Origin of the sequence: Arenibacter sp. S6351L, from assembly GCF_023016025.1 — a bacterium.
Lineage (GTDB): Bacteria > Bacteroidota > Bacteroidia > Flavobacteriales > Flavobacteriaceae > Arenibacter > Arenibacter algicola_B.
The window spans coordinates 24,624-45,255 of the sequence record NZ_JALKBB010000012.1; the positions used below are offsets into that span (position 1 = coordinate 24,624).

The 20,632-nt window shown below is 40.0% G+C and carries 16 protein-coding genes; 9 read left to right on the plus strand and 7 right to left on the minus strand.

What is annotated here, in order from left to right:
- The first annotated feature begins 10 nt into the window (after positions 1 to 10).
- From yidD to MWU82_RS11500, 5 genes are all read left to right on the plus strand, one after another.
- On the plus strand, positions 11 to 232 hold the full coding sequence (gene yidD, locus MWU82_RS11480; protein WP_034248263.1) for a membrane protein insertion efficiency factor YidD: 222 nt from the start codon (positions 11 to 13) through the stop codon (positions 230 to 232).
- A gap of 178 nt (positions 233 to 410) precedes the next feature.
- On the plus strand, positions 411 to 1,376 hold the full coding sequence (lgt, locus tag MWU82_RS11485) for a prolipoprotein diacylglyceryl transferase (protein ID WP_072862167.1): 966 nt from the start codon (positions 411 to 413) through the stop codon (positions 1,374 to 1,376).
- 47 nt (positions 1,377 to 1,423) lie between these two features.
- Positions 1,424 to 1,915 carry a DUF192 domain-containing protein gene (locus MWU82_RS11490; RefSeq protein WP_215946384.1) on the plus strand — a complete coding sequence of 164 codons (492 nt, stop codon included), beginning with the start codon at positions 1,424 to 1,426 and terminating at the stop codon, positions 1,913 to 1,915.
- 80 nt (positions 1,916 to 1,995) lie between these two features.
- Positions 1,996 to 4,209 carry a DUF5916 domain-containing protein gene (locus MWU82_RS11495; protein WP_247096498.1) on the plus strand — a complete coding sequence of 738 codons (2,214 nt, stop codon included), beginning with the start codon at positions 1,996 to 1,998 and terminating at the stop codon, positions 4,207 to 4,209.
- A gap of 63 nt (positions 4,210 to 4,272) precedes the next feature.
- A complete protein-coding gene (locus tag MWU82_RS11500) occupies positions 4,273 to 5,523 on the plus strand; it encodes an ATP-binding cassette domain-containing protein (RefSeq protein WP_247096499.1) in 1,251 nt (416 codons plus the stop codon).
- A gap of 50 nt (positions 5,524 to 5,573) precedes the next feature.
- Here MWU82_RS11500 and secDF read toward each other — a convergent pair whose 3' ends face one another.
- Together secDF and mdh are read right to left on the minus strand one after the other, a co-directional pair.
- Positions 5,574 to 8,537, minus strand: coding sequence for a protein translocase subunit SecDF (gene secDF, locus MWU82_RS11505; protein WP_215946382.1), 2,964 nt, complete (start codon positions 8,535 to 8,537; stop codon positions 5,574 to 5,576).
- A gap of 173 nt (positions 8,538 to 8,710) precedes the next feature.
- Complete coding sequence (gene mdh, locus MWU82_RS11510) at positions 8,711 to 9,637, minus strand: malate dehydrogenase (RefSeq protein WP_215946381.1); 927 nt, start codon at positions 9,635 to 9,637, stop codon at positions 8,711 to 8,713.
- Between the two features lie 297 nt (positions 9,638 to 9,934).
- On the opposite strand from mdh, the gene MWU82_RS11515 reads away from it, so the two are divergent.
- Positions 9,935 to 10,309 (plus strand): hypothetical protein, encoded by a 375-nt coding sequence (locus MWU82_RS11515; RefSeq protein ID WP_215946380.1) that lies wholly within the window; start codon positions 9,935 to 9,937, stop codon positions 10,307 to 10,309.
- A gap of 17 nt (positions 10,310 to 10,326) precedes the next feature.
- On the opposite strand, the gene MWU82_RS11520 is transcribed toward MWU82_RS11515, so the two are convergent.
- The 3 genes from MWU82_RS11520 to asnB form a co-directional block, all read right to left on the minus strand.
- The gene (locus MWU82_RS11520; RefSeq protein WP_247096500.1) at positions 10,327 to 11,337 is read right to left on the minus strand and encodes a DUF6588 family protein; all 1,011 of its coding nucleotides are present in this window, start codon (positions 11,335 to 11,337) and stop codon (positions 10,327 to 10,329) included.
- A 73-nt stretch (positions 11,338 to 11,410) separates the two neighbouring features.
- A complete protein-coding gene (gene gyrB, locus MWU82_RS11525) occupies positions 11,411 to 13,372 on the minus strand; it encodes a DNA topoisomerase (ATP-hydrolyzing) subunit B (protein WP_215946378.1) in 1,962 nt (653 codons plus the stop codon).
- 419 nt (positions 13,373 to 13,791) lie between these two features.
- Positions 13,792 to 15,462, minus strand: coding sequence for an asparagine synthase B (gene asnB, locus MWU82_RS11530; RefSeq protein WP_215946377.1), 1,671 nt, complete (start codon positions 15,460 to 15,462; stop codon positions 13,792 to 13,794).
- Between the two features lie 241 nt (positions 15,463 to 15,703).
- Between asnB and MWU82_RS11535 the strand changes: the two genes are divergently transcribed.
- Complete coding sequence (locus tag MWU82_RS11535) at positions 15,704 to 16,243, plus strand: DUF2911 domain-containing protein (RefSeq protein WP_247096501.1); 540 nt, start codon at positions 15,704 to 15,706, stop codon at positions 16,241 to 16,243.
- A 104-nt stretch (positions 16,244 to 16,347) separates the two neighbouring features.
- On the opposite strand, the gene MWU82_RS11540 is transcribed toward MWU82_RS11535, so the two are convergent.
- Complete coding sequence (locus tag MWU82_RS11540; protein ID WP_215946375.1) at positions 16,348 to 16,782, minus strand: hypothetical protein; 435 nt, start codon at positions 16,780 to 16,782, stop codon at positions 16,348 to 16,350.
- Between the two features lie 188 nt (positions 16,783 to 16,970).
- Between MWU82_RS11540 and MWU82_RS11545 the strand changes: the two genes are divergently transcribed.
- Positions 16,971 to 17,681 carry a hypothetical protein gene (locus MWU82_RS11545; RefSeq protein ID WP_215946374.1) on the plus strand — a complete coding sequence of 237 codons (711 nt, stop codon included), beginning with the start codon at positions 16,971 to 16,973 and terminating at the stop codon, positions 17,679 to 17,681.
- 259 nt (positions 17,682 to 17,940) lie between these two features.
- A complete protein-coding gene (locus tag MWU82_RS11550; protein ID WP_215946373.1) occupies positions 17,941 to 19,578 on the plus strand; it encodes an ABC-F family ATP-binding cassette domain-containing protein in 1,638 nt (545 codons plus the stop codon).
- Between the two features lie 63 nt (positions 19,579 to 19,641).
- On the opposite strand, the gene MWU82_RS11555 is transcribed toward MWU82_RS11550, so the two are convergent.
- Positions 19,642 to 20,460: an alpha/beta hydrolase family protein gene (locus MWU82_RS11555; RefSeq protein ID WP_247096502.1), complete on the minus strand. Its 819-nt coding sequence runs from the start codon at positions 20,458 to 20,460 to the stop codon at positions 19,642 to 19,644.
- Positions 20,461 to 20,632 lie beyond the last annotated feature (172 nt).

Here is a 20,632-nt window from a genome sequence, read left to right on the forward strand (position 1 = left end):
TTCTAAACAGATGAAAAAAATATTAATTGCCCCTTTTGTGCTGTTGGTGAAGTTTTACCAAAATTTCATCTCCCCACTTACCCCGGCCTCTTGCCGCTATTCCCCTACCTGTTCACAATACACTTTGGAAGCCCTACAAAAACATGGCCTGTTCAAAGGTGGCTGGTTGGCCTTAAAAAGGATTTTTAGTTGTCACCCTTGGGGTGGAAGTGGTTACGACCCGGTACCATAGTTTTTTTATTTCCGGATTCCTGGTTTAATAATAATTTATCAAGCCAATTTTAACATAATTGCACACAGAGGCAGCAAAGCTTTTCTAAATATATTCCTGTCCGCAGATCCAAATTAACCTATTTCCGACCTCAATTCTTTGCAGTATTTACTTATCTTAGTCCCTTAAAAAATCGTAGATGTACTTTTTAGGCTTTACTTGGAATCCCGCCGATACACTTTTTAAAATTGGGGTAATACAAATAAAATATTACAATCTTCTTTGGATAATCGCTTTCGCATTGGGCTGGTATCTCATGAAGAAGATATTCTTAAAAGAAAAAAAATCCCTGGAGCAGTTAGACTCCCTTTTTATTTATACCGTTCTGGCTACCATGTTGGGGGCAAGATTAGGCCATGTGTTCTTTTATGATTGGCCATATTACCAAAACCATTTATTGGAAATTTTGCTGCCCATTAGAGAAAGTGCCGATAGCACACTTTTCGGGTTTATTAATGGTTACGAGTTTACAGGATTTACCGGTTTGGCAAGTCACGGAGCAGCCATTGGAATTATCATTGGCATGTACCTCTACACCAGAAAATATCCTGAATTTAAAATTCTATGGATCCTGGATCGCATTGTAATTCCAGTATCCATTGGTGCCTTTTGTGTTCGATTGGGGAATTTCTTCAATTCGGAGATCAACGGTAAACCTGTGGAAAAATCTTTTGCCCTGGCCACTAGGTTCGTACGCGATTCCGACGACATGCCTGCTTACAAAGCATTATCCATTACCAAAGAAAAAACGGTAAATGCTGCTTACAATCTAATTGAGAAAGACCCTAGGTTTGCCGAGTATTTGGAGGCTATTCCCTATAGGCATCCAGCCCAACTCTATGAAGGGTTTTGCTATATTTTTGTCTTTGCCATTTTGTATTATTTATATTGGAAAACCGATAAAAAGGATAAACTTGGGTATCTTTTTGGGGTATTCCTGGTGCTATTATGGACGGTGCGCTTCTTTGTGGAATACGTAAAGAAAAGTCAGGGCGGATTTGAAGAGTCACTTGGTTTGCTATCTACCGGTCAATGGTTGAGCATACCATTTATTTTAGTTGGATTCTATTATATCCTTAGACCAAAATCGGGCACCTCAAAATAGTAAACTGGAAAAGATTAAAGGCGCCTGGACCAAACAGTAATTGTAAAATGAGAAATAATAAAATCTATCTACTTTTTGTTGTTTGTTTTATCATTCAGCTTTCCTGCAAGGAAGAATCGAAAAAAGCTATAAAAACAGCTCCGGTTACCTTTAAGAAAGAAGGCGATCTCCGCATACTGAAGAAGGAATCGGATTCCGTTTTAACTACTTTGGACATAGAGATAGCAGATACCGACTACGAAAGAGAAACTGGACTCATGTACCGTAGTTCCATGGAACCGAACCAGGGCATGTTGTTTGTTTTTGATGATGTTGCCATGCATTACTTTTATATGAAAAACACTGAGTTTCCCTTGGACCTTATCTTTGTGGACGACCAATTGAAAATTGCCAGTTTTCAAAAAAATGCACAGCCCTTTAATGAAAGCAGCTTGCCCTCTAAAGTTCCCGTAAAATATGTTCTGGAAGTAAATGCTGGCATGTCGGACAAATGGTCTTTAACCGTAGGGGATTCCATTGCATATAGGAAAACACCATAATTGGCAAGTAAAATTGTTGTATTTGGGATTGAAAGTAAAGCATGCCAAATGGTTTAGATCCTCATAAAATGCCTATTTTAGTGAGTTCAACCAACAAAAATACCAACCCTTTGTCTGCCTATAAAAAAGTGCTCCTAACTCTTTTAGCCCTTGTTTTGGCCTTACCCCTTGCTGCTCAGAAAAAAAACCAATCCTTTCAACTCCATATCCACAAGACTACTGCAGCTATAGAAATAGATGGCATTGGGAATGATTTGGCCTGGCAGGATACCGATGTGGCAACCAACTTCTACATGGTATTGCCCATGGATACCGGAATGGCGAATGAACCCTCTGAAATCCGGATGACCTACGACGACAATAACCTCTACCTTTTAGCTACTTTTTACAACGCCACCAAAGGCCCTTACTATGTAGAATCATTGCGACGCGATTTTATTTTTGGAAAAAATGACAACTTTTTATTATTTATGGACCCCTTTAACAACCAAACCACCGGTTATTCTTTTGGCTCCAACGCGGCAGGCGCCCAATGGGACGGCACCATGCACAGTGGTGGAAGTGTAGATCTCAACTGGGACAGCAAATGGGTATCCGCAGTAACAAGCGATGATGAAAAATGGGTCTTCGAAATGGCCATCCCCTTCAAATCCATACGTTATGAAGATGGCGTTACCGAATGGGGCATTAACTTTAGTAGATTGGATTTAAAATCGGGTGAAAAATCGAGTTGGACACCAATTCCCCGACAATTTCCCACGGCATCGTTAGCCTACACCGGAACTTTGGTATGGGACTCCCCTCCTCCCTCCCCAAAAACAAATTTTTCCATTATTCCATATGTATTGGGCGGTATTAGTGAAGACATGGAAAATAACACGGATACCCAATATGACAAAAAAATTGGAGGCGATGTTAAATTCAGTCTTAGTACCTCCTTGAATTTAGACTTGACGGTAAACCCAGATTTCTCCCAGGTAGAGGTAGATCGACAGGTAACCAATCTTGACCGATTTGAACTTTTTTTCCCAGAAAAAAGACAATTCTTCTTGGAGAACGGGGATCTGTTTGCCAACTTTGGATATGCCACCATACGCCCCTTCTTCTCCAGGAGAATAGGATTGGGTGTACCCATTAGAGCTGGTGCAAGGGTAAGCGGAAATCTCAGTAACAAATGGCGGATGGGGTTAATGGATATGCAAACCGCCAGTATAGAGGAAACAGGACTTCCCAGCCAGAATTTTGGGGTGCTCTCTTTACAAAGAAAAGTTTTTGCCCGTTCCAGCATTGGCCTAATGTTTGTAAACAAGGAGTCTATTAATTACCCTCAGGATACGGATTCCATTAGAACAGTTTTTCCAAGGTTTAATCGAAATTTGGGATTGGAATATAACTTGGCCTCCGCCAATAATCAATGGACAGGGAAAGCCTTTTTCCTGAAGTCGTTCGCCCCCAACAAAAATGGAAACGGATTTACCCAAGCCGCGCATCTAGAGTTTAAAAGCCGAAAATGGAATTGGCGAATACAGGAAGAGTCCGTCGAAGACAATTACACAGCCGAGGTTGGCTTTGTTCCGCGAAATGGATATATCAACATAACCTCTTATGCAGGGCTTTTATTCTTTCCAAAGAAAAGCACTATTTTAAGTCATGGCCCTAAACTAAGCACCAGCTATTTTTTTAATGAAAAATTGGAGCGTACCGACAATATTAACCTTTTAGAGTACCTGTTGGACTTTAGGGACCGTTCCAAATTAAACTTTGGCGTATCCGATGAATACGTGGAACTACTATCCCCTTTTGACCCAACAAGATCGGGCAAGGAATCCTTGGATATTGGAACCCGGCACCATTGGAACGCCTATACCTTCGATTTTATTTCCAAGCCACAAAGTATGTTTACCTATTCCTTTGGCGGACGTTTTGGAGGATATTATTCCGATGGCAATAGAACGAGCCTTATAAGCGAATTGGGTTACCGCTTTCAGCCATTTGTAAGTCTAAGCAGTAATTTAAGTTATAACCACATTAATCTACCGGCGCCATGGAACAACACAGAATTTTGGCTAATTGGCTCGGAGGTAGATGTTACCTTTACCAATAAATTATTCTTTGCGACCTTGTTCCAATACAATGAGCAATCCAAAAACTTTAATCTAAATTCGCGGTTTCAATGGCGCTATAAGCCCGCCTCCGACCTATTTTTGGTGTACAGCAACAACTACCTTATTGAACCCCTTGAAGGAAGAAATTGGGCTTTGACATTAAAATTCACTTATTGGTTCAATAAATAAGGCCAAAAATCACAAAAAATAAATTGATCATATATTTCCGTTGAATTGTATAAAATGCCATTAATGATGAACAAAAGAATACACTGGGCCGTATTTATCAGCAACAACTCACATAAGGACCAGTTCATAAAAAATGTATTGGAAGGTCCCCTCCCTGAAGGATTTGACGCCCTGGAGAATTTAGATGGGGCCTTATTCTCCAAAATAACCCTAAACCAATTTATAGACGAAGAGGAAAGGCACGGAATCCAGATTATCAATAAAAATTCACAGCAGTTGCTTAAGACGATGTCCAGCGGGGAACAAAAAAAGGCGCTATTGAAATATATCTTTCATTTAAAGCCCGATTATATTGTTTTGGACAATCCCTTCGACAATTTGGATAAGAACGCCCAAAAGGACCTAAAAACCTCTCTTGACCATATTTCAAAAAACACCTATATCATTCAGCTTATAAGCAGAAAAGCCGATATTTTACCGTTTATAACCCATGAGATGATTTTGGAAGGATCTACAATACGACCGCTTACCAGTGGATCTAAAGCAAATAAGGAATACAACCCATCCATAGATTCTTCTTTTGCCGGTAGAATTCCCATGCCCATTACACCTACGGATTATGAAGAATCCATTTTGATAGACTGCAAGGACATAAGCGTAATATATGGGGACAAAAAAATACTGGACAATATTAATTGGACTATTAAAAAAGGGGAGTTTTGGCAACTCATAGGCCCAAACGGAAGTGGAAAATCAACACTGCTATCCATGATTACCGGAGACAACCACAAAGGCTACGGACAACAGCTGTACCTTTTTGGACAGCGCAAAGGCAGTGGGGAAAGCGTTTGGGACATTAAGAAAAGGATTGGGTACTACACCCCTGCCATGACCGATAAATTTTCGGGCCTACACTCTTGTCTAAACATGGTCATTTCCGGGATGAACGATTCTGTTGGACTCTATCTAAGAGCCACTGAAAACCAGAAGGCCTTGGCCAAAGAATGGCTAATTATACTGGATATGTGGCATCTTAGGGACGTTCTATTCGCCGACCTATCTGCAGGGCAACAGCGTATGGTCATGACCGCTAGGGCTATGATAAAACACCCTCCCCTGCTAATTTTGGATGAGCCTACCGCAGGGCTGGATGATGAAAGTGCGTTGCTTTTTATATCCCTTGTCAATAAAATTGCAAAGGAAAGCAAGTCTGCCATTGTCTTTGTATCCCATAGGAAAGAACCAGGCTTGGAACCCCAATTTATCTATGAACTAGAAACATCTCCCGAAGGATCCCATGGAAAAATAATATAAAAAAAGGCCGCTGATCAGCGGCCTTTTGTATTATAGTTGGTCAGAGAATACTACTCTTCCTTTCCTATTTGAGTTTTCTTCTTTAAAGTATCGAACATTACTGGAGTTGCAATGAACAAGGAGGAATAAGTACCCACAATGATACCTATAATCATGGCAAACATAAATCCTCTTAGGGATTCACCGCCAAATATGAATATTGCCAACAACACTACCAAGGTGGTCATGGACGTATTCAAGGTTCTACTTAAGGTACTGTTCAGGGCCAAGTTGGTATTCTCTCCTGCTTTCCATCCCTTTTCAGCTATAATCTCCCTAATACGGTCAAAAACTACCACAGTATCATTCAGGGAGTAACCAATAACCGTAAGTATTGCAGCGATAAAGGCTTGGTCAATCTCCATATTAAAAGGCATAAGCTTACCAAAAATGGAGAATACACCCAATACAATCAATATATCATGGAATACAGCCGCAACTGCACCCAAAGAGAACTGCCATTTGCGGAACCTAAATAAGATATAAAGGAATACTACCGCCAAAGAACCAATAATAGCCAAGAAGGCATTCTTTTTAATATCATCCGCAATGGTTGGACCCACTTTTACAGATTGAAGGATTCCTATGGCCTTTTCACCACTACCTATGGTAAAATTCTCAAAACTGGTACCATCCGGCAAATATTTTTGAAGGGAAGTATACAGTTTATTCTGAATTTCATTATCCACCTCAATTCCTTCAACATCCACTTTATAAGGAGTAGTGATTTTAATTTGATTGGCCTCCCCATAAGTTTTAACATTGGTACCACTTCCAAAAACAGTATTCAATTCCGAAGCGATTTCCGATGGATTTACCATCTTCTCAAATCTTACAGTATAAGAACGTCCTCCAACAAAATCGACTCCTTGCTGAAGACCTTGGGTAAATAATGAGAATAGTCCTATTGCCACCAAAATGGATGAAGCTATATAGGCAATCTTTCTTTTGGCCAAGAAATCGATATTGATATTCTTGAACAAGTTTTTGGTCACGGCTGTTGAGAAATCCAATTTTCTTCCTTTTCCACTCACATACCAGTCAACCAAAAGTCTAGTGATGAATATGGCCGTAAACAATGAGGTTACTATACCTATCAATAAGGTGGTAGCAAATCCTTTAATAGGACCAGAACCAAAGACAAACAATATAAGGGCCGTTAAACCAGTAGTAATGTTGGCATCCAAGATAGAAGAAAGTGCATTTCCAAAACCATCAGCAATAGCTTGGCTCTGTCCTTTACCTTTTGCCAATTCCTCTTTAATACGTTCAAAAATAAGTACGTTCGCATCCACAGACATACCAATGGTCAATACAATACCTGCTATACCCGGCAGGGTAAGAACGGCATTTAAACTAACCAGAACACCAAAGATCAACAGGATGTTTAGAAGCAAAGCGATATCAGCAAAAATACCAGCCTTACCGTAGTAAAACACCATCCATATCAATACAATGGCCATAGCGATCATAAAGGAAAAGAAACCACTACTAATAGCTTCCTGTCCCAAAGAAGGTCCTACAATTTCCGATTGAATAATTTCTGCAGAAGCAGGCAGTTTACCCGCTCTTAGTACGTTGGCAATATCCTTGGTCTCATTAATAGTAAAGGTACCGGTAATTTCTGAACGACCACCAGATATAGGTCCTGAAGAAACGCCAGGCGCAGTATACACTTTATTATCCAACACGATAGCGATACCGGTCTGATTATTAAAGGCATCCCCTGTTAGTTTTTCCCATTCCTTTGCACCTTTGGTATTCATGGTCATGGTAACCGCAGGCTTGTTATATTGATCAAAAGTATCCGAAGCATCGGAAACAACGTCCCCACTAATTCTAGGTGTATTGTCCCTATTGGATTTTAAGGCATATAACTCAACAACTTCCGAACCTTCGGTTGGACGTTCCCAAACAAACTTAACAAACTGAATATCCGCTGGAATCAATCTGCGAATTTCCTTCATTCTAAGGTATTCCCCAATTTTAGCCGTATCCTGAATAGCGGCACTTACCAAGGCATTTCCGTTAGGATTTGCTGGGATAAGTAAACTGAAAAGTGGATTTACATCTTGGGAAAAATCCAATGAATCCTGTGCAACATCAGACAACAAAGAATCCAATTCAGATTCTGGCTTAACAACTTCTTCCGGCTTTTCAACCTCTACCAAAGTTTTTAACCTCTCGTTGGCGGCCTGCAAAAAGGTACTTAAACTAGGGTTACTTTGCTTATATGTTTCCCAAAATTCCAATTGGGCCGTACTGGACAATAAATCCTGCGCACGTCCTATATCTCTTGCACCAGGCAATTCAACCAAAATTCGACCAGAATTACCTTCACGTTGAATATTGGGCTGTGTAACACCGAAGCCATCTATACGCTCACGAAGTACTTCAAAAGCAGAAACGATAGACTCATCAATCTTAGTCCTAATAATTGGTTTAACCTGATCATCTGTCATTTGAAAGTTAATGACATCGCTCAAACCTTTATTTGCAAAAATATCCGGAGAGGCCAATTTGGTATCCCCTTTTATTTTGTCAAAAGACTCAAAGAACAGGTCTATATAAGTTGCATCACTATTTTTAGAAGCGGCATCGGCATCGGCCAAGGCCTTGTTAAAAACAGGATTCTTGGTATTATTGGCAAGGCCTTTTAAAATATCCTTTACAGAAATTTGAAGGGTAACATTGATTCCCCCTTTTAAATCCAGACCCTTATTAAGTTCCTTTTTCTTGGCTTCGTCATAACTGGTGAATCCTAAAATGGAATTCCCCCCAATAGAGTCTAAATATCTTGCTTCCAGTGCTTCCCTTTTTGCAAGGTAATCTTCTTCAGATTCTGAAATTTTATTGGTAGCAAAGACAGTTGCATCCTTTTCTACTTTATTGGTAATAAATGTATAGGATAGTTGATAGATACTAACTAGCCCAAACAAAAAAGCGAAAAGCTTTATAAGTCCTTTATTTTGCATTGGTTATATATTAATTTAAAAATGGTATTCTTAAATAGCGTGCAAATATATTATTTCCCATAGGAACTAACAATATATTTATCAGTTTTATAAAATAAGGGCATCCGCCCCGTTCCGATGGTACTCGGAAACAAATGGGACGGATGCCCTAAATATTAGTGAACCCCAATAAACTATAGGGTCAATAAGCTATTCGTCTTTCTTACGCCTTCAGCGCTTTCCTTCATTTTTGCTTTTTCAGCCTCGGCCAAATCTATTTTTACAATTTTCTCGATACCATTTTTACCCAAAAGTACCGGAACACCAATACAAATATCGTTAAGTCCGTACTCACCTTCCAAAAATGCAGAACATGGGAACATCTTCTTCTGATCGCAGGCAATGGCCTGTACCATAGAAGAAACAGCAGCACCTGGTGCATACCAAGCACTAGTGCCCAACAATTTTGTGAGAGTGGCACCACCCACTTTGGTATCCTCCGACACTTGAGCAAGGCGCTCTTCGGACAAAAATTCGGATACCTTAATACTATTCCTAGTGGCATGTGCGGTTAAAGGAACCATACCTGTGTCACTATGACCACCAATGACCATACCATCCACATCGGAGATTGGAGCCTCCAAGGCCTCGGCCAATCTGTATTTAAACCTTGCGCTATCCAAAGCACCACCCATTCCTATAATTCTATTCTTAGGCAAACCAGTAGTTTTGTGTACCAAATAAGTCATGGTATCCATTGGATTACTAACTACGATCAAAATTACGTTCGGAGAATGTTCCAACAAATTGGAAGAAACCGTTTTTACAATCCCTGCATTTATCCCTATCAACTCCTCACGGGTCATTCCCGGCTTACGTGGAATACCTGAAGTGATAATAGCGACATCGCTTCCTGCAGTTTTGCTATAATCATTTGTAACTCCTGTTATTTTGGTATCAAAACCATTCAATGAAGCTGTTTGCATTAAATCCATGGCCTTGCCTTCAGCAAAACCTTCCTTAATATCCAACACAACTACTTCAGATGCAAAATTCTTTATAGCAATGTACTCTGCACAACTTGCGCCAACAGCACCTGCTCCAACAACGGTAACTTTCATTATAAGGTTATTTTAAGTTAAATTTTATCTTTCAAAAGTACTGATTTTTAACAGAACAATACCACCCCATCCATAGAAACCAACTAAATTTTATTGGGAATTAGAATTTGTCTTTTTATATCGGCTTTGGAAAAAGTAATGGCCATTGGAGCCCATTCCAATTTTATACTGAACGTAATAAAAAGACCTTTTATCGAAAAAAGTTAAAATACTGTTCCATACGTCGAATTAATATAATAGAAAGTTGAAACTGTACGTTCAATAGTAAGTACCCAAATCTAAGAAAATTCCTACAAAATGAAGAAATTATTTTCATTCTTGGCGATAATTGGCATCCTACTGGCCAGTAATTGCACCAGAATTACAGAAAACAACGATCCGGTAATTGGGATATGGTCCCATATTTCTACCGATGGAAGCACCACGCAAAAACAGGATGTTACGGTTAGACAGGAGTGGATATTTAATGATGCCTACCTAGGTAGATACCACACCTATCACAACAAAAATTTAACGGTTATTTCGGACTTTAAATGGGTCCATAAGGACAGCGTATACATTATTTCTTATCCCGGTCTTGATAAAGAAGAAGATATAGTACTCATGACAGAGTCCGATAATGGAATTATATTGGCCGATAATGAAGGCAACGTATTGGCAATAAGGGAATAAAGATGTAAATTTTGGATTTATCTAAATCCAAAATTTACACCTACTGTTAGATTATTGAATTCCGCCAAGGAATAATCCGCATGCAACCTAAAGAAACCAAGTTTTAATTTGGCACCTAAAGTTCCTGAAACTCCACTTGCCTTTCTAGTCAAAGAAAAAGGATCTACATAGGTTTCTTGAAATGGCCCAGACTGTACTTGGTAGGTTCCTAAAACGTCTGTTGTGGATTTTCCGGAAACATATCCGATAGCCCCATAAAAATTAATGACCGGAAGCTTTGTGGAGGCCACGGCCTGTACTGTTATAACATTCATATCCACTTCTATCTGCTGATCGCTACCATCCACAATATTACTGTCCGTAAAATCATAGGAGGCATTTAAATGCGTATACCCCGCAACAGCGGAAAGCGCAACTGGCAATATTTTATCCGCAGGCAACAATTTAGAAAAGTCATATTGCAGACCAAAACCGTATAATCCCACAGCAACGTCCTCCGTATCAATTTTAGGCAAAAATCTGGCCTTAACTTCCAACCCCTTGACCAATCCTACACTTAGTTGCAAAAAGGCCGTTGGAATAAAGTTAATGTTTTCAGAAGCCAGTCCGGTCGGCAATTCAAATTCCTCCCGAGTTGTAATGGGGCCAACCTCTCCTTCCACAAACACCCTAATACCTTCCATATCCCCCAAAGCAGTTGAAACCGGCTGGGAAGTGCTCCCACCTACGAACTGTAGATTTTCATAATCCGCTGTGTTTAGAACGAAAGTCTTTTTGTCTTCCTTATTTTTAAAAGAGGTCATATTACCGATTATAGAAATCTCAAAACCACCCAAGGGTTTAGAATCGGCAGAGTTGTACCATCCATTGGACAAACTGTAAATAGCACCCTCGGACACAGGCCCAAAATAACTATCCGAAAATTTTTCCGCATCATTGATCCCAGCAGCAAATAGTTCATTGACGTTGGATTGCGAAAAACCCGCTACACTAAAAAACAAAATTCCTGTTAAAAATAAATATTTCATAACTCTTAGATTTTTGTTAAAACTAAAAAACTCGCACCGGTGGTGCGAGTTTTTGTTGTGTAAACACTATTTTTTATGCATCAATGTTAGCATAGACGGCATTTTTCTCGATAAACTCCCTTCGAGGTGGAACCTCATCTCCCATCAACATAGAGAATACTCTATCGGTCTCCGTTGCGTTATCAATGGTTATCTGCCTTAAGGTTCTAAATTCCGGATTCATGGTAGTATCCCATAATTGTTCGGCATTCATCTCTCCAAGACCCTTATAACGCTGAATACCTACGCTTCCGTTAAAGCTCTCGGCAATCTCATCCCTTTCCTTATCGGTCCAGGCATATCTTTTCTTGTTACCTTTTTTCACTAAATAAAGAGGTGGGGTTGCAATATAAACATGCCCTCCCTCTATTAGTTCGCGCATATATCTAAAGAAAAAGGTCAATATCAAAGTCTCAATATGACTACCATCCACATCCGCATCACACATAATAACAACTTTGTGATAGCGCAACTTATCCAAGTTCAAGGCTTTACTGTCGTCCTCGGTACCAATGGTAACACCCAAGGCCGTATATATATTTTTTATCTCCTCGTTCTCGAAGACCTTATGGGTCATAGCTTTTTCCACGTTAAGGATTTTACCCCTTAAAGGAAGAATAGCCTGAAAAGCCCTGTCCCTCCCCTGTTTGGCAGTACCTCCCGCAGAATCTCCCTCTACCAGAAACACTTCGCACAATGATGGATCTTGCTCCGAACAATCCGATAGTTTTCCGGGCAAGCCACCTATGCTCATCACCGTTTTACGCTGAACCATTTCACGGGCCTTCGTAGCCGCATGACGGGCCTGGGCCGCCAAAATTACTTTCTGAACAATGGTTTTGGCATCATCTGGGTTCTCTTCCAAGTAATTGGTCAACATTTCCGATACTGCCTGACTTACGGCCGCAGATACTTCCCTGTTTCCCAATTTGGTTTTAGTTTGCCCCTCGAACTGAGGCTCTGCCACCTTTACGGAGATAATAGCCGTTAAACCTTCCCTAAAGTCATCTCCCTGAACTTCGAATTTTAATTTTTCCAACATTCCGGATGCATCCGCATACTTCTTCAATGTGGATGTTAAACCTCTTCTAAATCCGGCCAAATGTGTTCCACCTTCATGGGTATTGATATTATTCACGTAGGAATGCAGGTTCTCCGTATAAGAAGTATTGTAGACCATAGCCACTTCCACAGGAATATCGTTCTTCTCCCCTTCCATAGAAATTACGCTACGTATAAGAGGCTCGCGATTACCATCCAGAAACTTGATAAACTCTTTTAATCCTTCTTCTGAATAAAAGCGTTCGGTTACAAAACCACTTTCGCTGTCCTTATCCTTTTGCCTCCTATCCATAAGGGTAATGGCAACACCCTTGTTCAAAAATGAAAGCTCGCGCATTCTATTGGCCAAGGTCTCATAACTGTATTCCACAGTCTGGGTAAAAATTGTATCGTCCGGTGTAAAAGTAACGATGGTCCCCCTCTTATCGGTTTCCCCAACACTTTTTACTGGATAAAGCGCTTTACCTTTACTGTATTCCTGTTCCCATATTTTTCCATCCCTATGTACAGTAGCTTTCAGGTGTTTAGAAAGCGCATTGACACAAGATACCCCAACACCGTGCAAACCACCCGATACCTTGTAGGAATCCTTGTCAAATTTACCCCCGGCACCTATTTTGGTCATAACAACCTCCAAAGCTGAAACACCTTCTTTTTTGTGAAGGTCTACAGGGATACCCCTACCGTTATCCTGGGTAGTAATGGAATTGTCTTCATTTATCGTCACAGTAATCTCATCACAATGACCGCCCATAGCTTCATCTATGGAGTTATCCACCACTTCATAAACCAAATGGTGCAAACCACGTACCCCTACATCACCTATATACATGGAAGGCCTCATGCGCACATGCTCCATACCCTCAAGGGCCTGGATACTATCCGCAGAATAATTGTTCTTTTTTTGCTCGTCTTTATTTGCTTCTTCGCTCATAAATAAATACTTATTTCATTATAATTTTAGCAATCCTACAAATATACGCAATACCCCATGAAATATAGGGTTGATAGCCAATATAAGTTACTAAGTTATCAACAAAAATTGTGGAAAAAATACCAATCGATATATAAGATACCGAAGCGCGTTATTCCACCCCCTACCTACCCGATTCCAACGATAACAATCAACAAAATAACACGAAATTAGATCGACAGAACCCAGCTAACACAGATATTCCGGGAAAGCCGAATAAAGTGTTTACAGGACTTCGCCCCTTTAGGTCTGGATTCGCCAATTCACCAACCCCCAAACAACCCCCTTAAATAAAAAAGGCACCCCCTAAAAGATGCCTCTTGTACACTAATAAACTAAAAACTTGATCTATAGAATTCTTATTGCCTATTCCGGCTGCATTATTTTACATAAGCATCGGAATGCACTTTGGATACAGCCCTTCCAGACGGATCGTTCATGTTTTTAAAGGCCTCGTCCCATTCCAGTGCAATTCTGGTACTACATGCTACCGAAGGTTCCTGGGGAACACATAATGCAGCAGCATCGGATGGAAAATGCTCTTCAAAAATGGAGCGGTAATAAAACTCTTCCTTGGAGGTAGGTGTCTGCAGTGGGAATCTGTATTTGGCATTGGCCAATTGATCATCCGTAACTTCGTTCTTAACAACCTCCTTTAAGGTATCTATCCAGCTATAACCAACTCCATCCGAAAATTGTTCCTTTTGTCTCCAGGCAACACTTTCTGGCAACATATCCTCAAAAGCCTTACGAACCACCCATTTCTCCATACGCTCACCGTTGATCATCTTATCCTGAGGATTGATTCTCATAGCCACGTCCATAAATTCCTTATCCAAAAATGGCACTCGCCCTTCTATACCCCAAGCTGCCAAAGATTTGTTGGCCCTTAGACAATCGTACATATGTAGCTTGTCCAATTTACGGACCGTTTCCTCATGGAATTCCTTAGCATTTGGCGCTTTATGGAAGTACAAATAACCTCCAAATAATTCGTCTGCTCCTTCTCCTGATAAAACCATTTTAATACCCATGGATTTTATCACTCTGGCCATAAGATACATTGGAGTGGATGCCCTAATTGTTGTTATATCATAGGTTTCCAGGTTATAAACGACATCTTTTATAGCATCCAATCCTTCTTGAATTGTAAATTTTATCTCATGGTGCACCGTACCGATATGTTCCGCCACCTTTTGTGCCGCTGCCAAATCGGGAGATCCTTCCAAACCAACCGAAAAGGAATGTAATTGTGGCCACCAAGCATCGGTAGTATCGTCCGATTCAATTCTTTTCTGGGCGTATTTCTTTGCAATAGCCGAGGTTACCGAAGAATCCAATCCCCCTGAGAGCAGAACACCATAAGGAACATCGGACATTAATTGTCTATGCACCGCAGCCTCTAAAGCCTCTTTAATGGCCTGTATGCTAGTCTCATTATCCTTTACCGCATCATATTCCATCCAATCACGGGAATACCATCTCTTAAATTCCCCATCCTTACTATGCAGGTAATGCCCCGGAGGAAACAACTGTATTTTGGTACAAGTTCCTTCCAACGCCTTTAATTCGGAAGCCACATAAAAAGTACCATTAACATCCCAACCTATATATAAGGGAATGATTCCCATATGATCTCTAGCAATAAAGTACTCATCTTTTTCAGCATCATAGATAGCAAAACCAAAGATACCATTCATTTCATCCAAGAAGTCGACCCCTTTTTTTTGATACAAGGCCAAGATCACTTCACAATCCGACTCTGTCTGAAAATTATAGGTTCCTGCAAACTGCTTACGCAACTCCCTATGGTTATAAATTTCACCATTAGCGGCCAAAACCAATTTCTTATCCGGACTGAATAAAGGTTGTTTCCCTGATGCCGGATCCACAATAGACAAACGTTCATGCGCTAAAATAGCCTTATCGTTAGCATATATCCCACTCCAGTCAGGTCCCCTATGTCTAATTTTCTTAGACATCTCCAATAATTGAGGCCTTAAAACCTCTGTACTCTCCTTTACATCAAATGCACATACAATTCCACACATACAATAATATTTATGTCAATTTTAAAGCAAATATCCAGTTAATATATATATTATAAAATACAAAACCCATAATTAGTTATAATTTAAAACTATTAATGATCAAATACCACTATATTGTCATAATATAAATGAATTCACTTACACCAACCCTCTATTTTGTAAGGTGTCCAAAATTTACCGACTTTTAATTCAAATTAATAGGAATACTACTTAAATTTGACAATCACTAAAACAAAAGAAAATGAAAAATTTATTTACGATTACACTTATGGTTATTGCTTTGGCCTTTAGTTCTGAGGCTATGGCACAGAAATTCAGCGGATTGGACAAGAGTCCAGCGGACATTGCCTCCTATCCTACTGATTATAAAGTTTCAGAAAAATTGGTTCGGGTAACTTATAGTCGCCCACAATTAAAAGGACGTTCAATTTCTGAACTTGCCCCAGCTGGAAAGGTTTGGAGAACTGGAGCCAACGAAGCCCCTGAAATTATTTTTTATAAGGATGCTACTGTAGGTGGTAAATCTGTTGCCGCTGGTACTTATTCCCTATTCACTATCCCAGGTGATAAGGAGTGGACCGTAATTTTGAACAAAAATTTAAATCAATGGGGTGCCTATTCCTATCAGGAAGATGCGGACGTAGTACGTGTACCCGCCAGTGTGAGCAACGCATCCGAATCATTGGACGCCTTTTCCATTGCTTATAAAGATGTTGATAATGGTACCCATATGGTTTTAGGATGGGGAAATACTAGAGTTTCCTTGCCAATTACCTTTTAAGGGAAATATTTTTTAAAAGAAAAAAACCGAAGTTAAGAACTTCGGTTTTTTTTTATGACTTAAGGGAATCTAAGCCTCCCCAAAAAAGGTTAAATATCCAAATCCTATTCAGGATCCAAACGCCTTTCTCCTGTTAATTGGAAAATACCGTCCTCAGAACTTGCCTTTCCACTTATTTTATCTCCGTCCGTGGTGATACTCACGGATACTAATTGGCCCTCCAAATTAAGCACAAATGTCAAAGTATTCTCTTCTACCTTAACATCCTGTGCCTTGCGTTCCCCACCTCTTAAAGCAACAATAACCGTAAGTATACCTTCCTTTTTAGAGATAAACAATATCCCCCTAGCATACTCGTAAGGCACATTTTCAGCAGAATACTTCCAATTGCCCAGAAAATTTTCCTCGCCAAAAAGTGTGGGACTTTTATTTACCTCAATAGCCAATTGATTTACATTTTGAGAAGCAAAGGAAGAATGCCCCAATAACATGATGCATACTACCAATCCAAACTTCACAATACCTTTAAAATTTTTCATCTCTTTATTTTTTTGAATCAAAATTGTTTTATACACAATAAAATTTATAATAAAACTGGGCAACTGGCATGCCCATAATATTTTTACTACTTTATTCCTTTGGTGGGCACAACACCATAAGAACTCCGTTTAGGCAATTTTTATTGTTTAAATTGCCATCAAAATAAGATTGCTATCACCCGGAACCCATGAGTAAAAATCACCTTCCCAGTGAACTCCCAACCCAAATTCAACTCCTTCAGGCGGAGATTAACCGCCTGCAAATGGAAATCAATGAAATAATACATAAAACATCCGTTTTTGAAAACCTTCTTCGTGCCGAAATCGAAGATGAATTAATTGAGGAACAAGAACTTTCACTGCTCTATAAGCAACAGAAAAAAGCAAAAAAGGCCAAACGTTTGGCACAAAAACAGCGCGGAAAAAACTATGACCAAACAGGAATCCTTACCTCCAACCAATCGAAACCGATTCCAGAAAAAAATTCAAGGGAACAACAGTTAAGGAAACAATTGTACCGAGAGGCCATGTTATATGTACATCCCGATAAATTTTCTATGCAAACCGATAAATTGGATTTGGCTACGGAGATTACAACCCAGCTCATAGAAATATACCGATCCGGGGATTTGGCCGCTCTAAAAGCCTATCACGCGCACATTTTTAGTGGCAACACCTTGATAATGCCTCCCCAAATACAAGAACCCTCAAAAGGTCCCGAACTTGCGTACTTAAAGATGGAACTTAAAAAACTGCAGGAGGAATTGGCTGAGACCAAAAACAGGCATACCTACAAAGTATTGACGGAGTACAAAAACCCAATGAGCTTTGTGGACGAACTGAAGGCTTACTACAAAGACCGACTCATGAAACTCCGAAAGAGGACAAGATCGAAATAATAATCCAAAATGGATTGGCTATTCACCATAAAAGCCCTGAAAAACCCAATGTTTAAAACTTTGCTACCATCGCTTTAACACAGCAAAGGGATAAGTTTTGGGCCCTGGGGCTGTTGTTCCTTAAAAATAGGTATTTCATGGTTGAACGAAGTATTAAACAGCTTCTTTATAGCGTCTATAAAAAACATTCGTCCAATGCCCCAATAAAATGCGCTGGGTATCCCCCTTTTTTATAGTTTTGCAGACTTAAATTTGAGATATGATATCTGTAGATGCAATAGCGGTGGAGTTTAGTGGTGACACCTTATTTAGTGATGTTTCCTTTGTTATCAATGAAAACGATAAGATTGCCCTTATGGGAAAAAACGGGGCTGGAAAATCCACCATGATGAAGATAATTGCAGGGGAGCAAAAAGCTACCCGTGGTCATATTCGTTATCCAAAGGACGCCGTAATTGCCTATTTGCCCCAGCATTTACTAACAGATGACAGCTGTACCGTTTTCGAGGAAGCCTCCAAAGCCTTTAAGGAAATCTTTAGCATGCGCGATGAAATTGAACGCCTGAACAAGGAATTGGAAACCCGGACCGATTATGAATCGGACGCCTATATGAATATCATTGAAAAAGTATCGGACCTAGGCGAGAAATTCTATGCGCTAGAGGAAATAAACTATGAGGCAGAGGTTGAAAAAGCGCTGAGGGGACTAGGGTTTAAACGTGAAGATTTTCATCGCCTTACCAGTGAATTCAGTGGTGGGTGGCGAATGAGAATAGAACTTGCCAAGATATTATTGCAAAAGCCGGACCTGATCCTTTTGGATGAGCCTACCAACCATGTAGATATCGAATCTGTAATTTGGCTGGAGGATTTCCTTTTGAACAAAGCAAAGGCGGTCGTTGTAATTTCCCATGATAAAACCTTTATTGACAATATTACCAACAGAACCATAGAAGTAACCATGGGCAGGATCTATGATTACAAGGCCAACTACACCCACTACCTTCAATTGAGGGAAGACAGACGAAGCCATCAAATAAAGGCTTATCAGGAACAGCAAAAGTTTATTGCGGACAACCAGGCCTTTATTGATCGATTTAAAGGCACCTATTCCAAAACCAACCAGGTTACCTCCAGGGAAAGAATGTTGGAAAAATTACAGATCATAGAAATCGATGAAGTGGATACAACAGCCTTGAAGTTAAGGTTTCCTCCTTCCATACGTTCGGGCGACTATCCGGTTACAGCCGAAGGACTTTCCAAAAGTTATGGCGACCATGTGGTTTTCAAAGATGCCAATCTCTCTATTTCGCGTGGCGAAAAGGTTTCTTTTGTAGGGAGAAACGGCGAAGGAAAATCTACTATGATCAAGGCCATTTTGGGTGAAATTGAAGTAGAGGGAAAATGCAGTTTGGGACACAATGTAAAAGTTGGTTATTTTGCCCAAAACCAAGCCTCCTTGTTAGACCCTGAACTTACCATCTTCCAGACCGTGGATGAAGTAGCAGAAGGAGACGTACGTACACAGATCAAAAATATCCTAGGCAGGTTTATGTTTAGCGGTGATGACCTGGAAAAAAAGGTAAGTGTACTTTCTGGAGGGGAAAAAACCAGATTGGCCATGGTTAAATTGCTATTGGAACCGGTAAATCTTTTGATCTTGGATGAGCCTACCAACCATTTGGACCTAAAATCCAAGGACGTGCTTAAAGAAGCACTACTTGCCTTTGATGGCACACTTATATTGGTCTCCCACGACCGGGATTTTCTACAAGGACTTTCTCAAAAGGTGTTCGAATTCAAGAACAAACGCGTCATAGAACATTTCGAGACCATAGATGCCTTCTTGGTACGCAACAGAATAGAGAACCTTAAAGAAATAGATTTAAAGGCGTAATTCCCAAAATATCAATAGCGAATTGACACCCCAATCAAAGTCAACAAGAACTATAACCTAACTTTAGGATCTAAAAAAATTATCAAAAAACAATAGTTGGTATTGAACGGCATTAGCCCAATAATCCCAATTATGGCTTCCAGGTCGCTCTATATAATCATGGGGAATATTTCTTTCCATCAATTTTTGGTGCATTCTGTTATTGGCATCATAAAAGAAATCATTAACTCCACAATCAAAAATGAGCTTTAGGTTGTCTTTTTTCAACAAATACACCATATTGATTACCGTATTATCTTCCCAATTGTCCCGATTTACGGCATAATCGCCCAAGCGTAGGGAGAGGTCCCAATTTTCAGGAAAAGGACGTATATCCAGTCCCCCGCTCATACTTCCGGCAGCTCCCCAAACCTCCTGATTTTTAAAGGCTAGGTAAAATGCCCCATGACCCCCCATACTTAAGCCCGTAATTGCCCTAGATTTTCTATTGGCCAGAGTATTGTATTTCTTATCCACGGCCTGAACAAGTTCTTCGGAAACATAGGTCTCATATCGCATGGATGGATCTACAGGACTATCAAAGTACCAACTGGTCTTACTTCCATCAGGACAGACTATAATCATGTTATATGTGTCCGCATACCCTTTAATGGCCCCTACCTTGGTTACCCAATCCGTATGGTCGCCTCCTGCTCCGTGTAACAGATAAAGCACCGGATAACCTTGCTTTTGCTCAGTATAGCTATCAGGCAAAATTACCAGATTGGCTATGGATTTATTCATTGATCTACTCTTGACGTTCAAGGTATCTATCTGGGATGCAAATGCACTTAGTACGGCACCAATAACAAACAGTGTAGTCAAAAATAGTCTCACTTTCATACAATTATCTTTTAATTATTTTACTTATAAATAGTTTGTTGATATCCGCCGGTTATGAAGGAAAAACATATCTAGTTATCCCAAAGAATGTTCCAGCATACGGCATTTTCAAAACTAAGTAAAAAAGTCAAAACACTCTTCTTTAACCGTACAAAATGAATCCGTGGAGGAA